The sequence below is a fragment of the Paraburkholderia translucens genome (assembly GCF_020881035.1).
GTDB classification, from domain to species: Bacteria; Pseudomonadota; Gammaproteobacteria; order Burkholderiales; family Burkholderiaceae; genus Paraburkholderia; species Paraburkholderia translucens.
Genome location: NZ_JAJITC010000003.1, coordinates 73481 through 89124, shown reverse-complemented (window position 1 = coordinate 89124; position 15644 = coordinate 73481). Strand labels below are relative to the sequence as shown.

Sequence of the window (15644 nt, the reverse complement as noted above, 5' to 3'; positions counted from 1 at the left end):
TAACCAAACGAGACGAGAGAATGCGTTTATTCGGCGGAAAAGCGAAGTCGCGCCGCATAAAGGAATAACCGTGATGTTAGCGGAATGGTCCGCTATAGTAAATTTGAAAAACGGTTTTCATCACGAAATTTAATGTCTGAGGAAAACCGTGATGGAGTATTCGATATGAACATCCCGCCGAGGCAGGATACGGCGGTAAGCCCGTGCGGGCCCTGATATCGATAACTTACCGCCGGGCCTTTACGGACGCCGCTTTCCCGTATTCAGAGAAAGCTTCCGGTAATGCGAAGCGTGTTGATTGGCGCTACCGAGTACGTTTCTTGCGGACTTCAAAAATGTTTCAGTCGTGAACTGCTTATCGCCCGATAATGCCATCGCGATTTCGCTTTCTATTCGCAAGGCAAGAATTTATGGCCCTCGGCATTAGTCATTTCCGTTGTATTTATTCTACGCCGCAAATTAATATCCAAATGCGCGTTTATCATGCGTTCAAAAACGTTTCAAAATTGAAACATCGCTGAACGATTTTGTATGACTTAACCCCACGCGCACGCTACCTGAAGTTCACCAGAGACGATTGAATGCGGTGCAGCAATCGCGCGTGGCGGGCAAGCCATGAGGCACTGCCGCGCCAGCGCACGTCACTTTATTTCAACCGTTCGTTCCTTCGCCGGCAAGCGTCGCCGTTGCCGCCGTGCGCGCGAGCACCGGCCGCAAGGCGGCGCCCGTATGACTCGCGACGACGCGCGACAGGCTTTCGGGATCCGTCGCGGCGACGATCGTGCCGCCGCCTACCCCGCCCTCCGGACCGAGGTCGATGATCCAATCCGCCTCGGCGATCACGTCGAGGTCGTGCTCGATGACGACCACGCTATGCCCGCCATCCACGAGCCGATGCAGCACGCGAATCAGCCTCGCGACGTCCGCCATATGCAGGCCGACCGTCGGCTCGTCGAGCACGTAGAGCGTGTGGGGCGGTTTCTGGCCGCGCCGCGTGATGTCGTCGCGCACCTTGCTCAGCTCGGTGACGAGCTTGATGCGCTGCGCCTCGCCGCCCGACAGCGTTGGCGACGGCTGGCCGAGCGTCAGATAGCCGAGCCCGACGTCCTTCATCAGTTGCAGCGGATGCCCGATGTTCGTGATCGACGCGAAGAATTCGACCGCTTCGTCGATCTCCATGGTCAGCACGTCGCCGATGTTCTTGCCGCGCCACGTGACCGCGAGCGTCTCCGGATTGAAGCGCTGGCCGTGGCAAACGTCGCACGGCACCTTCACGTCGGGCAGGAAGCTCATGCCGATCGTGCGCACCCCCTGGCCCTCGCATGCGGGGCAGCGGCCTTCGCCGGTATTGAACGAGAAACGTGATGCGGTATAGCCGCGCGCGCGTGCCTCCAGCGTGCCCGCGAACAGCTTGCGGATCGCATCCCATACGCCGATGTAGGTGGCGGGACACGAACGCGGCGTTTTGCCGATCGGCGTCTGATCGACTTCGAGCACGCGGTCGATGCTTTCCCAGCCGGTGACCGAATCGCAGCCTTGCCACGTGTGCGTGACGTGGAGCGGTGCGCGCGGCGCGGTGCGCGCGAGCACGCTCGAGCGCCGGTTCGCGGCCGGCTTCTCCTCGGCAGCCGCCCGCGCGCGCCGCGTGGCCGGCGACGACAGCACAGAGCGCCCGACCGCATCGAGCAGATTGGTCATCAGCACGTCGCGCGCGAGCGTCGACTTGCCCGAGCCGCTGACGCCCGTCACCGCGACGAGCCGCGCGAGCGGAATGCCGACCGTCACGTCGCGCAGGTTATGGAGCTTGCCGCCATGCACGGTCAGCCAGTTCTCCGGCACCGCGGCTGCGCGCTTGCCCGGCGCGACGACTTGGCGACGCGGCTGCAGCGGATGCACGATCGGCTGCGCGAGGAAGCGCCCGGTCAGCGAGTCGGGCTGCGCGGCCAGGTCGGCGACATTGCCTTGCGCGATCAGCGTGCCGCCGCGCTTGCCCGCGCCCGGCCCGATATCGATGATGTGATCGGCGCGCCGGATCGTATCTTCGTCATGCTCCACGACGACGAGCGTATTGCCCTTGTCGCCGAGCTTGCGCAACGCGTTCAGCAGGATCTGGTTGTCGCGCGGATGCAAGCCGATGGTCGGCTCGTCGAGTACGTAGCACACGCCCTGCAGGTTGCTGCCAAGCTGCGCGGCAAGCCGGATACGCTGCGCTTCGCCGCCCGACAAACTCGGCGCCGCGCGATCGAGGCTCAGGTAGCCGAGCCCGACTTCTTCGAGAAACTGCAACCGGCTGCCGATTTCGCTGACCACGTCACGCGCGATTTCGGCGTCGCGGCCCGTCAGGTGCAGCGAATCGATCCACGCGCGTGTGTCGGACACGGTCCATTGCGCGACGTCGACGATCGCCTGCGAGTCGAACGTCACCGCACGCGCGACTGGGTTCAGACGCGTGCCCGCGCAATCGGGACATGGCTCGTCGACGAGCCCTTCCGGTTCCTGCTCCTCCGACGGCAAGCTCTGTTCACGGCCGCGATTGTCGTCGACGACGATGGTGTCGTCGTACGCGGCGCGTTGTTCGCGTGTGAGCGACAGCCCCGTGCCGACGCAGCTCGTGCACCAGCCATGCTTGCTGTTGTACGAGAACATGCGCGGATCGAGCTCGGGGTAGCTCGTGCCGCATACCGGGCACGCTCGCCTCGTCGACAGCACCTTCACGCCGCCGAGCTTCGCGGTGGAACGGCCGCCGTTGATCGCGTCGTGCAGGCCGTCGAGCGGCGCGAGCAGATGCATGACGCCCTTGCCGATCTCGAGTGTCTGATCGAGCGCTTCACGCAGCTCGGCTTCGTGATCGGCCGATACGACGAGGTCCGCAACCGGCAACTCGATCGTGTGTTCGCGGAAGCGGTCGAGCTTCGGCCACGGATCGACCGGCACGAACTCGCCGTCCACACGCAGATGCGTATTGCCGCGCGCCTTCGCCCATTTCGCGAGGTCGGTATAGACGCCCTTGCGGTTCACGACGAGCGGCGCGAGGAAGCCGACATGCTGGCCCTTGTGATCGCGCAGCAACTGCGCCGCGATTGATTCGGCGCTTTGCGACGTGACCGGCGTGCCGTCGTGAATGCAGTGCTGCAAGCCGAGCTTCACGTACAGCAGGCGCAGGAAGTGCCACACCTCCGAGGTCGTCGCGACGGTACTCTTGCGGCCGCCGCGCGAGAGCCGCTGCTCGATCGCGACGGTCGGCGGAATGCCGTATACCGCATCGACTTCGGGCCGGCCGGCCGGCTGCACGATCGAGCGCGCATACGCGTTCAACGATTCGAGATAGCGCCGCTGGCCTTCGTGGAACAGGATGTCGAACGCGAGCGTCGATTTGCCGGAGCCCGACACGCCGGTGATCACGTTGAACTTGCCGTGCGGAATGTCGACGTCGAGCGCCTTCAGGTTGTGCTCGCGCGCGTTGACGATGCGCACCACGTCCTCGCCTTCGATCGCCCGCCGCGCGCGGGCCGCGTTCAGCGCCTTCTGCAGCGGGATGCCCTGGGGTTCCGTTGCGGCTGCCGTGTCCATCGTGCGGTCGTAATGCAGCAGCGCCTCGCCGGTATGCGACTCGGCGCACGCCTTCACTTCGTCCGGCGTACCCGCGCACAACACGCGGCCGCCGCCGTCGCCGCCTTCGGGGCCGAGATCGATGATCCAGTCGGCCGCGCGGATCACGTCGAGATTGTGCTCGATCACGATCAGCGAATGACCGCTCGCAAGCAGCTTGCCGAACGCCTGCATGAGCTTCGCAATGTCGTCGAAATGCAGACCCGTGGTCGGTTCGTCGAACATGAACAGGCGCTTCGCAACCGCCTGCTTCGTGCCGCGCACCTGCGCCGATTCCGCCAGAAAGCCCGCGAGCTTGAGCCGCTGCGCCTCACCGCCCGACAGCGTCGGCACCGGCTGGCCGAGCTTCACGTATTCGAGCCCGACATCGACGATCGGCTGCAGCACGCGCAATACTTCGGCGTCCTGCGCGAAGTACGCGGCGGCCTCGCTGACGGTCAGTTCGAGCACGTCGGCGATGCTCAACGCGCGCGCGGGCGTGCCTCGTTCGATCTTCACTTCGAGGATTTCCGCGCGATAACGGCGCCCGTCGCAATCGGGGCAACGCAGGTACACGTCGGAGAGGAACTGCATTTCGATGTGCTCGAAGCCCGAGCCGCCGCAGGTCGGGCAGCGGCCGTCGCCCGAGTTGAAGCTGAACATGCCGGGGCCGTAGCCGCGCTGCTGCGCAAGCGGCGCCTTCGCGAACAGCTTGCGGATTTCGTCGAACGCGCCGACGTAGCTGGCCGGATTCGAGCGCGCGGTCTTGCCGATCGGCGACTGGTCGACGAACACGACGTCCGTGACCTGGTCGGCGCCCTTCAGCGCCGTGAACGCGCCCGGCGCTTCGGTGGCGAGGCCGAAGTGGCGCGCCATGGCCGGATACAGCACGTCCTGCAGCAGCGTCGATTTGCCGGAACCCGACACGCCGGTCACGCAGACGAGCCGCTGCAGCGGAATCGCCACCGTGACGTCGCGCAGATTGTGTTCGCTCGCGCCTTCGAGCACGATGCGCGGCGTGCCCGCATCGACCGGACGACGCGACCAGTGCGCGGCATCGGCGACATGGCGCCGGCCGCCAAGGTACTCGCCGGTCAGCGTGCCGGACGAACGGATCGCCTCGGGCGCGCCGTCGAAAATGATCGAGCCGCCGCGCTCGCCCGGCCCCGGCCCCATGTCGATCAGCCGGTCCGCCGCGAGCATCACCGACGGATCGTGCTCGACCACGACGAGCGTATTGCCCGCGTCGCGCAGGCGATGCATCGCCTCGACGATGCGATTCAGGTCGCGCGGATGCAGGCCGATGCTCGGCTCGTCGAGCACGAACAGGGTTTTGGTCAGCGACGTGCCGAGCGCCGTGGTCAGGTTGATGCGCTGCACCTCGCCGCCCGACAGGGTGCGACTTTGCCGGTCGAGCGTCAGATAGCCGAGGCCGACGTCGCATAGGTATTTGAGGCGCGTGCGCACCTCGGCGAGCAGCAGCTTCAGCGCGTCGTCGAGCAACGCGCTCGGCAGCGTGATGTCGTCGAAGAAACGGCGGATGCGCTCGATCGGCATCAGCATCAGGTCGTGCACGGTCAGGCCCGGCAACGCTTCGAGCTGCGCGCGCGACCACTCTACGCCGCGCGGCATGAAGCGTTGCGCGGGCGCGAGCACCTCGTTCGCGTTCGCCTTGCTGCCAAGGCGCCACAGCAACGATTCGGTTTTCAGGCGTGCGCCGCCGCAGGTCTCGCACGGCGTGTAGCTGCGGTACTTCGACAGCAGCACGCGGATATGCATCTTGTACGCCTTCGATTCGAGATAGTCGAAGAAGCGTTTGACGCCGTACCAATGCGTCTGCCACTTGCCGTTCCAGTCCGGCGAGCCGTTGATGACCCAGTTGCGCTCGCGCTCGCTCAGTTCGCCCCACGGCGTGTCGCGGCGGATGTCGGCCTTCGCCGCGTAGCGCATCAGATCGTCCTGGCACTCCTTCCACGCGGGCGTCTGCATCGGCTTGACCGCGCCTTCGCGCAGTGTCTTGCGAGCGTCCGGAATGACGAGGCCGAGGTCGACGCCGATCACACGGCCGAAACCACGGCAGGCGTCGCACGCGCCATAGGCCGAGTTGAAGGAGAACAACGCCGGCTGCGGATCGGCGTAGCGCAGATCGCTTTCGGGGCTGTGCAGACCGGTGGAGAAACGCCAGATACGCGGCTCGGCGCCTTCAGCCGGCGCTTCGTCGGACGGGGCCGGCAGCACGTAAATGTTGACGCGCCCGCCGCCGCGCTTCAGCGACGCCTCGATTGCCTCGATCGCGCGCGCTTTGTCCACCGAATGCAGCCGGAAGCGGTCGGCGACGACGTCGAGCAGCCTGCGCTTGCCGGTCGGCGAATCGACTTCGCGCTGCGCCTGCACGCGCGTGTAGCCGCTCGCCGACAGCCATTGCTCGACCTCCTGCTCGGAGGCCGACTCGGGCAGCTCGACCGGGAACGTGACGACGAGCCGCGGCTCCTCCTGCGCGGTGCGCTCGAGCAGTTCCGCGTAGATCGTCTCGGGCGTGTCGTGCCGCACCGGGTGCGCGGTCCGGCGGTCGAACAGCTCGGCCGCGCGCGCGTACAACAGCTTCAGGTGATCGTTGAGCTCGGTCATCGTGCCGACCGTGGAGCGCGAGCTGCGCACCGGGTTGGTCTGGTCGATCGCGATGGCGGGCGGTACGCCGTCGACGCGGTCCACCTGCGGCCGGTCCATCCGGTCGAGGAACTGGCGCGCGTACGCGCTGAAGGTTTCGACGTAGCGGCGCTGCCCTTCCGCATACAGCGTGTCGAACACGAGACTCGACTTGCCCGAGCCCGATGGCCCGGTGACGACCGTCATTTCGCCGGTGCGCACGTCGAGGTCGACGTTTTTCAGGTTGTGCTGGCGCGCGCCGCGGATGCGGATCGTGCCCTGGCTTTTGCTGCTGCCTGGGTTGTTGCCGTGGGGATTGTCAGCGAGGGTGTCACGGGTTGCGTCGTTGGAGGACAATTTTTCCGACCGTCTGAAGGAGTGGACCACCTCTCACGGCCGGCTCTCGCGACCGCGCAAGTTCGGTGCAGCCGGGACCGCGCGAGGGGGCGCGGAAGCCCGGCTGTAGGGGGATACTATACTGTATGTTTATACAGTTTTCCATGACAGGGGCACATGGCGGGCGCGTTGTCGTTTCATCGCCTCACCGCCTGGCGATTCTCCCGCAGCCGGCTCGACAACTGCCAAGTCCGGCCCGCAGCCACGCCGGAGCCTCGCTGCTTGTCGCTCAAACCACCTTCGGATTGCGCTCCGCGAAGCCTTCCTGATGCCAGTACGGATACGCGGGCCGCACGGCGCTCGCCGCGTCGAGCTTCGCGACCTGCTCGGGCGTCAGATTCCAGCCGACCGCGCCGAGGTTCTGCCGCAATTGCTCCTCGTTACGCGCGCCGATCAGCACCGTCGCGACCGTTGGCCGCTGCAGCAGCCAGTTCAGCGCGATCTGCGGCACGGTCTTGCCGGTTTCGGCGACGACTTCGTCGAGCGCGTCGAGCACGCGAAACAGATACTCTTCCGGCACGGGCGGCCCCATGTCGGCGGTCTTGTGCAGACGGCTCGTCTCCGGCAGCGGCTGGCCGCGCTTGAGCTTGCCCGTCAAGCGTCCCCAGCCGAGCGGACTCCACACCACCGCGCCGACGCCCTGGTCGACGCCGAGCGGCATCAGCTCCCACTCGTAATCGCGGCCGACCAATGAGTAGTACGTCTGATTCGCGACGTAGCGCGGATAGCCGTAACGGTCCGCGATATCGAGCGACTTCATGAGATGCCAGCCGGAGAAATTCGACGCGCCGATGTAGCGGATCTTGCCCGCGCGCACGAGGTCGTCGAGCGTGGACAGCACCTCGGGGATCGGCGTTTTCGCGTCGAAGCCGTGCAGCTGGAACAGGTCGATGTAATCGGTTTGCAGACGCCTGAGCGCCGCATCGACCGCCTTGATCAGATGGAAGCGCGACGAGCCCACGCCGTTCGGATCGTCGTCGAAACGGAAGGTCGCCTTCGTCGAGAGGATCGCCTTGTCGCGCTTGCCCTTCAGCGCCTCGCCAAGCACCGACTCGGACGCGCCGTTCGAATAGATGTCGGCGGTGTCGAACATCGTGACACCCGCGTCCAGGCAGATGTCGACCAGACGCCGCGCTTCGGCGACGTCGGTCGCCCCCCAAGCCTGAAAAAATTCACCCTTGCCGCCGAACGTACCGGTGCCGAAGCTGAGCACCGGCACCTTGAAACCCGAAGCACCCAGATGTCTGTATTCCATTGCAGAATCTCCGTGGCATTGCCGTCGATGAACGGAGATTCAGTCTACGCGTGTCCGCCAACAGGCGTCACGAAGTCGACGCGCTCAACTGGGCCAACGCATCGCGCGCGGCGTCGATCACACTGTCCCAATCGCCGAGCGCCGGTTGGCGGAACAGACGCGCGGACGGATACCACGGCGTGTCGCTGCGTTCGAGCAGCCAGCGCCAGCAGGTGTCGAATCGGTTCAAAATCCAGACGGGTTTGTCGAGCGCACCGGCCAGGTGCGCGGTGGACGTATCGACCGAAATCACCAGATCGAGACTGGCCACGAGCGCGGCCGTATCGGCGAAATCGTGCAGCAGGTCCGTGTAATCGGCGACACGGTCACGGTGGGCGCTTTCGGCTAGTTGCGGCGCGGCCGCGCCCTTCTGCACGCTGAAGAAGCGTACGTTCGGCACGTCGAGGAGCGGCGCGAGTTGCTCGAACACGAGCGAGCGGCGCGCGTCGATCTTGCGCAGTTCCGCGACATGCGCGCGGTTCTCGCCAGCCCAGACGAGGCCGACTCTCAGTGGCCTGATTGCGTTGCCATCCGCGTGAGTGTTGCCGTCCCCTTCGATACGCTCGCGCCATTCGTTCACCGCCGCGGGCTGCGCAAAAAGATACGGCGTGACGGCCGGAATGCTCGCTTCGTTCGTGTTGAACGCAAGCGGCAAGCTCAGTAGCGGGCAATGACAATCGAACGGCGGCAACGGCTGCCCCGCTTCGACCACCTGATCGACGCCTTCGAGCGTCGACAGCAGCCGCAACAACGGGCCCGGCACTTCGAGCACGACCTTCGCGCCGAGCCCTGCGACGAGCGTCGCATAGCGGCAGAATTGCAGCGCGTCGCCGAGGCCCTGCTCCGCATGCAGCAGGATCGTTTTGCCGCCGAGCGGAAAATCGCCGAGCCAGAGCGGCTGCGCGAACCCGCGCTTGCCGGGCTTGATGCGGCTGCGCTCCCAGCGCCATTCGTATTCGCGCCAGCCGGTATCGAAGCGCCCCATCTGCAGCAGACACAGCGCCCGGTTCCAGTGCGCTTCGGCCGAGGCGGGATTCAGCGCAAGCGCCTGCTCAAAGCTCGACAACGCCTCCTCGCGCTGATTCAGATCGATCTGCGCGAGACCGAGGTTGTTCCATGCATCGACGAACGCGGGCGCGAGTTCCAGCGCCCGTTGGTAGCAGCGCTCGGCTTCATGTGGCTGGTTGAGATCGCCGAGCACGTTGCCGCGATTGCTCCACGCATCCGGATAATTCGGCTGCAATGCGAGCGCCTCGCCGCAGCTCTCGAGTGCATCGGCATAGCGGCCGAGATCGCGCAGCACGCACGCGCGATTATTCCATGCCGCCGCGAACTCCGGCGCAAGCGACAGCGCGCGCTCGTAGCTCGCGAGCGCATCGGCCAGACGGTTCAACGCCGCCAATGCGTTACCGCGATTATTCAACGCATCGGCGAATTTCGGCTGCATCATGAGCGCACGCTCGGCGCAGGCGAGCGCTTCGTCATGACGTTGCAACGCGTTCAGCGCATAGGCGAGATTCGAATGCACGGCCGGCTGCTTCGGGTTGAGCGCGAGCGCCTTTCTCAGCAGATCGACGCCTTCCTGCAGACGGCCGGTTTGCAGCGCGAGTTCTCCGAGCCAGCGCAACGCGTCGACATGCCGGGGCTTCAGTTCGAGAATCTCGCGATAGAGTTCCTCCGCTTCGACGAGCGCGCCGTTCTGCTGTAGCGCGACGGCTCGTCGAAGCAGATGGTCCAACTGTTGCGGCAGACTGGCTGGCTTGCTCATGCGGTACCTGGAATCGAAGGCGCGAAGAATCGTCGGAAGCAGCGCGCGATTATCGCCGAAAAACCCTCATTCGCAGTACCGCCGCTGCCGCGTGGCGACGTAGCGCCCGCTTATTGTGCGGCCACGGACAGATGCTTGCGCTTCGCAAGCTCCTGCGCCATCGCATAGTGCTGCTGGATCGTCGGCAGCGCCACTTTCGCGGCGCTCTTCAACTTCTCGTCGCGGCCGGATGCGATTTCCGCCTGAAAAGCGGACAGCGCTTTCTGTTCACCCGCGAGCGCGACCTGCTCGACGTACGTCTTGTCGAACTCCGCGCCGCGCAGGTTGTTGATGCTCGCGAGCACGGCGGCATCCGGATCGTTCTTCGGCACGTCGACGCCACGCGGACTCGCCGCTCGCAAGGCGTCGGTGATCTTCGCGTCGTCGCTCGACACGCGTTCGGCGAAGGCCTTCACTTCGCGGTCCGTCGAACGCGCGGTAGCGATACGCGCGGCGTCGCGCTGCGTCGCGACAGCTTGCGTGCCATCCGCGATGAAAGCCTGATCGGCTGCGTGCAGGCGGCCCGTGTCCGCGGGTGCGGCGCTCTGCGCGCTGGCCACCGAGGCGGCCGTCAGAAGACCGCCGAAGCAGGCTGCGGCGGCGATGCGGGCGAAGGGGACGGAAGGCAGGCGGATCATACGTTCTCCTTGAGGTGAAAGCAGCTGAAAGCGAAACGACAAATACGTGCGCCGCGAAGGAGGCGTGCGAGGCACGGCCTTGAGGACAGCTTGCGAGCCCAGCGCGGCGCCACGCTTTTGTCGCTGCCGATTCTAGAAGCCACGCCCCCGGTCAGGTGAAACGCTGCTGTCGCTTGTGTAACCTTAGGTAAGCCTCATATGAATTCGCATTCGTTTGCCGTATACCGACGAACCGCGCGCCGCGCAAATCGCCACGCAGAGCTGGATTTTTCGCCATCAACGCCGATAACCAGAGACAGGCACCGCTTAGCACCGGTCAGCACCGTAACCCTGGAGAAAGGTTCCAATGGCAGACGATCACCGTGCCAATCACGATCGCAACACCGAGCGCAGCAATCTGACGAGCTCCAACAAGTTCGAGCTGCTGCTGTACCGGCTCGGCTGCGTGCCGGGCAGCGACGCGCACGAGCTGTACGGGATCAACGTATTCAAGGTCCGCGAAATCTCGACGATGCCGGCCATCACGCCGATCGCCGGATCGTCGCCGTTCGTGATGGGAGCCGTCGACATTCGCGGGCAGATCATCCCCGTGATCGACCTGCCGCGGCTGATGGGCTGCGAGCCGACGCGCGGCCTGAACATCCTGCTCGTCACCGAGTTCGCGCGTTCGACGCAGGCCTTCGCGGTCGAGGAAGTGGACGAGATCGTGCGGCTCGAATGGAACCAGGTGATGTCGGCCGAGGGCTCGGCGGGCGGCCAGCTCGTCACGAGCATCGCGCGCATCGACGGCAATACCGGCGACTCGCGGCTCGCCCAGGTGATCGACGTCGAACAGGTGTTGCGCGACGTGTTTCCGTCGCAGCATCCGAGCGTCGATCCGGCCTCGGTCGGCGCAGCGCTCGGCATTGCCCGCGGCGCGAAGATCCTCGCCGCCGATGACTCCGGCTTCGCGCGCAAGCTGATCGAGCAGGCGCTCGCCGCGATCGGCGCGGACTACATCATGACGAAGACCGGCGAGGAAGCGTGGCATACGCTGCAGCAGGTCGCACGCGAAGCGCAGCAAAACGGCACGCGCGCGAAGGACAGCATCGCGCTGGTGCTGACCGATCTCGAGATGCCTGAGATGGACGGCTTCATGCTGACGCGCCAGATCAAGGCCGACGAGCGCACGCGCGATATTCCGGTGCTGATTCACTCGTCGTTGACGGGCGCGGCGAATGAGGCGCATGTGAAGAACGCCGGCGCGAACGGCTATGTCGCGAAGTTCGCCGCGAGCGAACTCGCCGACGCGATCCGTCAGGCGCTCGGGGTTGCGCCGGTGAATGCGGCGGCGGGTTGATCGCTGCAGCGCTTGACGATGCGCGGCAAGCAATCAGGCGCTCGCAGCGAGTGCCTCTTCGCGCTCGAGCGTGCGCGCTTGCCGCAATTGCGGAAAGAACCGCATCCACAACAGCGCGATCGCGATCGTCGCGATACCGCCGGCCAGCACCGCCGGCTGCGCGCCCCACCATCCCGCGGTCAGGCCCGATTCGAATTCGCCCAATTGATTCGACGTCCCAATGAACAACGAATTGACCGCGCTGACGCGACCGAGCATCTCGTCAGGCGTGCGCAGTTGCACGAGCGACAGCCGGACGACCACGCTGATCGTGTCCGATGCGCCGAGCACCATCAGCGCGAGCAGCGACACGAGGAACTGGTGTGAAAGCCCGAACACGATCGTCGCGAGGCCGAACGCGAACACGCCGCCGAACATCGCCGCGCCGGGCCGGTTGCGCAACGGAAAATGCGCGAGCCAGATGGTGCCCGCGAGCGCACCGATTGCCGTGGCCGAACGCAGCAGTCCGAGACCGATCGGGCCCGCATGCAGCACATCGCGCGCAAAGATCGGCAACAACGCGGTCGCGCCGCCGAACAGCACCGCGAACAGATCGAGCGACAACGCGCCGAAAATCACCGGCTCGCGGCGAATGAACCGGATGCCCGAGAAGATCGATTCGAGCGTGACCGGCGCGCGGCTCGCCGGCTTCACCTGCAGCGGAATGCTCCACACCGAGGCCGCCGCGGCCGCGTAAGACAGCGTGCATGCCAGATATGCGGCACCCGGACCGATGCCGAACAGCAGACCACCGAGCGCGGGTCCGGCGATCTGCGCGGTCTGATTCGCGGACGTGGCCCACGCGGTCGCCTTGGGCAGATGGCCGCGCGGTACGACGGCAGGCAGCAGCGATGCCACCGCGGGCGATTCGAACGCGCGCGCGGCGCCGACGCAGGCGGCCAGCACATAGACGACCGGCGCGCTGATCCAGCCGCCGAAGGTGCCGATCGCGAACAGCAATGCGGCGACGCTGGCGAGGCTCTGGCAGACGGCGGCAATGCGGCGGCGATCGTAACGATCGGCGACATGGCCGACCACGAGGGTCAGCAGGAACATCGGCAGAAACTGCGCGAGGCCGACGAGGCCAAGGGCGAAGGCGCTATGCGTGAGCGCGTAGACATGCCAGCCCATCGCGACCGCGAGCATCTGGAACGAGAGCGACGACAGGATGCGAGTGCACCAGAAACGCTGGAACGGCGGGTGTTTCGGCAGGCTGAAATTCGGGGCATCGGCGGGATCGGTGGAGGCGGGGGACATCAGCTGTTGTTCGTAACGTGGCGCATCGCGAAGTGGATTGGGCGGGCGCTAGTTTAGAGCAAGATCGGAGGACGTGTTGCAGGGGGCTGGCGCGGGCGGCTCGACCGCTCCAGTGGATGCCCGCGTTGGATCGTGGGCACCGGCATGCAAAGTATCAGCATGCACTTTCGGCGGACATGCCGAAGCAGGCCGCCCTCCCCGGCTTGCGTTGCCATGCATGCCTCAGGGCCGCAGCGGCCGGCCCTCCGCGCGGCCGAATTCGACGAAGTGATCGACCGCGTCGACACCCGCCGCGGCGACGTCGGGATTCGCTTCGAGGTAGAGCTTCGCATCGAACCCGTCAGGCAGTTGGGCGAGCCGCGCCTTGCGTTGGCTCGATGCGGCGCTGGTCAGGGGGCGGCCTTCGAATCGACCGTAGTAGATGTAGTGCCGCAAGGCATCGCCGCCGCTCGCCGCCACGTCCGGATTGGCGTCGAGGTACGCCTCGCCGTCGAAGTCGACGATTGGCGTCAGGCTCGACGGCATGCCGATCAGGTCGTGATAGCACAGACACCCCTCCGCGAAGAAATGGCAAACGAGCGCCTTGCGACTCACGTGTTGCGGATCGCGCAGCTTGCTGCCGCCGTGCAGCAGGTTCGCGTGCCACAACAGCACGTCGCCCTTCCTCGGGTAGAAGTAATGCGGGCCAGCCGAATGGTCAGCGATCAGCTTCTGGATCGCGGGTTCATAGATGTCGTGATAAGCCGAATAACCGCAACCGAACGGCATGCCCAGTTCAGTCGACATCAGATACGGCAGCTTGTGCGTGCCGGGGTGATAAACGAGCGGCCCCGAATCCGGATGAATATCCTCGAAGGCGATCCAGTTCGCGACGAGATACCCGTTCGGATAGGTCGACATGTGAATCGAATCGGAATGCTCGAGTTGCTCGCTGCTCTTATGACCACCGATGGTCTGGAAAGGCGCCGATTTCGCGCCCAGCAGCAGACTTACGATCTCGTTCATGCGCTCGTCAAATAGCATTTCGCGAACCGCGGGAACTTTGAAATGCGGATTCAGCGTGCGGCCCGGCAGCGTATCGCCTTCAAACAGCGGTTCGTGCGGCGGCTGCAGCGTGCCGTCGGCAATGGCGTTCTCATACGCTTGCCATGTCGCATCGAGCTGCTCGTGCTTGAAAAAGCCTTCGATGATCAGGTAGCCGTCGCTCACCCATTTTCTGCACCACTCGGCCTGCTGCTCGCTGATCACTCCGCTCGACAACAGCTCGGCGACCCGCTCCAGCGCATCCGGCCGATCGAGCCAGGGAATCGGGCCCGACGCCGGAAATTTTTCGAACTTGAAGATCTGAGTCTGACTGTCGATCGGTACGTCCGCGACGACGGGCTTATCGAAAAAGCGCTGATTTTCAGGAGTATTCATCTTTTACGGGAAACTTTCCGGGTTCGCGTTTTCGGGAACTGGCTTGAACAGAACGCTGGCTCCGCGGTGTCGATCACTCGAACGAGCGCCCTTCCGCGCGGCCAAAGCGGATGTAGTGTTCCGCGCCAGAATTGAAATGCTTTTGCGCGACCGCTTGCGCTACGTCGGGGTAGCGCTGGAGGTATCGCGCCTCATCGAAATGCGCTATGCGCGCGGCAAAAAGCAGAATCGACGGGCCGGCCGGATGCTGGTCGCGATCGTCCAGTCCCACGATCACCGTCATACCGAGTGCGTCGAGGACTGCCATCAGGCTCTCGCGGGTCATCCAGTTGGCCTGCGGAGCAGTCCCGCCGATAAATTTCGCGTGGTTGATGCTGTCGAGATAACTGTATCGATGCAGATGGACTTCGCGTCCACGAAACTCCGAAACGGTTGGCGTCGGATCGGCGTGAATCTGCATGTTCGTATTCGTGCGGGCCACTTCGGCATCGTAATAGTGAGTCCAGATGCAAATGGCGTCGGACGCGTGCGCCATATTTTCCAGTAGTGATACCGGATCGAGCATGTGGTAAAGCACGCCGCTTGCCAGAATCAGATCGAACCGCTGATCGCGCTTTTTCAGCAATTCCCTGAAATCGCCATACATGAATTCGGCATTGAATTTCAATGCATTCTGCACGAGCAGGCATTTCAGAAAGGACTTCGAATTCGCCTCGACAGCCAGCACCCGAGAGGCACCGGCTCTCGCCATCATGAACGTGTGGCCGCCTTCCATGGGGCCGAGTTCGAGCACGCTTTTTCCGGAGAATCCCCCGCACACCGACTCGAACCAGTGTAGACGCCCATCGTCGAAATGGGGCGCCATACCTAAACCATAGCCCGGCACATCGGACACCCATGTGCCATTGAAAAGATTGAAAGCCAGGGTATGGCCTGGCTCTTCCGTTGCATACAGATCCAGTTCAGTTCCTTTCAATTTGGCGCCTCGGTCGGTCGTCAAGTTTGCCGATTATGGCACGGTCACGCGGGGTTTCAAATCGACGCGCGCGTCCGCATCAATTGGAATGACTCGGGGGCCAGCCGGCTCACTGCGCTTCGGACTGCGTATATTCATGCCTCACGGATCGATGTGAACTGCCGACCGGTTTGCGGCTATGATGGGGCGCCGTGGGCAGCCGCCCGGAAGGCGGCACCGCCGCCTACTCCCACCGGCCAGCCATA

General features: G+C 64.6%; 8 protein-coding genes. 1 reads left to right on the top strand and 7 read right to left on the bottom strand.

Going from position 1 to position 15644, the window contains the following annotated elements; genetic code table 11:
• Positions 1–651: 651 nt before the first annotated feature.
• From uvrA to LJ655_RS06005, 4 genes are all read right to left on the bottom strand, one after another.
• Positions 652–6591 carry an excinuclease ABC subunit UvrA gene (gene uvrA, locus LJ655_RS06020; RefSeq protein ID WP_230560352.1) on the bottom strand — a complete coding sequence of 1980 codons (5940 nt, stop codon included), beginning with the start codon at positions 6589–6591 and terminating at the stop codon, positions 652–654.
• Between the two features lie 268 nt (positions 6592–6859).
• On the bottom strand, positions 6860–7885 hold the full coding sequence (locus tag LJ655_RS06015; protein WP_230560351.1) for an aldo/keto reductase: 1026 nt from the start codon (positions 7883–7885) through the stop codon (positions 6860–6862).
• A 67-nt stretch (positions 7886–7952) separates the two neighbouring features.
• Positions 7953–9692: a tetratricopeptide repeat protein gene (locus LJ655_RS06010; RefSeq protein ID WP_230560350.1), complete on the bottom strand. Its 1740-nt coding sequence runs from the start codon at positions 9690–9692 to the stop codon at positions 7953–7955.
• A 110-nt stretch (positions 9693–9802) separates the two neighbouring features.
• Complete coding sequence (locus LJ655_RS06005) at positions 9803–10369, bottom strand: DUF4142 domain-containing protein (protein ID WP_230560349.1); 567 nt, start codon at positions 10367–10369, stop codon at positions 9803–9805.
• Between the two features lie 346 nt (positions 10370–10715).
• Here LJ655_RS06005 and LJ655_RS06000 point away from each other — a divergent pair, with 346 nt between their 5' ends.
• Positions 10716–11708: a chemotaxis protein CheV gene (locus LJ655_RS06000; RefSeq protein WP_230560348.1), complete on the top strand. Its 993-nt coding sequence runs from the start codon at positions 10716–10718 to the stop codon at positions 11706–11708.
• A 33-nt stretch (positions 11709–11741) separates the two neighbouring features.
• Here the strand turns inward: LJ655_RS06000 and LJ655_RS05995 are convergent, their stop codons facing one another.
• The 3 genes from LJ655_RS05995 to LJ655_RS05985 form a co-directional block, all read right to left on the bottom strand.
• Positions 11742–13004, bottom strand: a complete 1263-nt coding sequence (locus LJ655_RS05995; RefSeq protein ID WP_230560347.1) for an MFS transporter — start codon at positions 13002–13004, stop codon at positions 11742–11744.
• 222 nt (positions 13005–13226) lie between these two features.
• Positions 13227–14423: a phytanoyl-CoA dioxygenase family protein gene (locus tag LJ655_RS05990; protein WP_230560346.1), complete on the bottom strand. Its 1197-nt coding sequence runs from the start codon at positions 14421–14423 to the stop codon at positions 13227–13229.
• A gap of 73 nt (positions 14424–14496) precedes the next feature.
• Entirely contained in the window at positions 14497–15399 is a 903-nt protein-coding gene (locus tag LJ655_RS05985; protein WP_230560345.1) for a class I SAM-dependent methyltransferase, read from the bottom strand.
• Between the last annotated feature and the right edge of the window lie 245 nt (positions 15400–15644).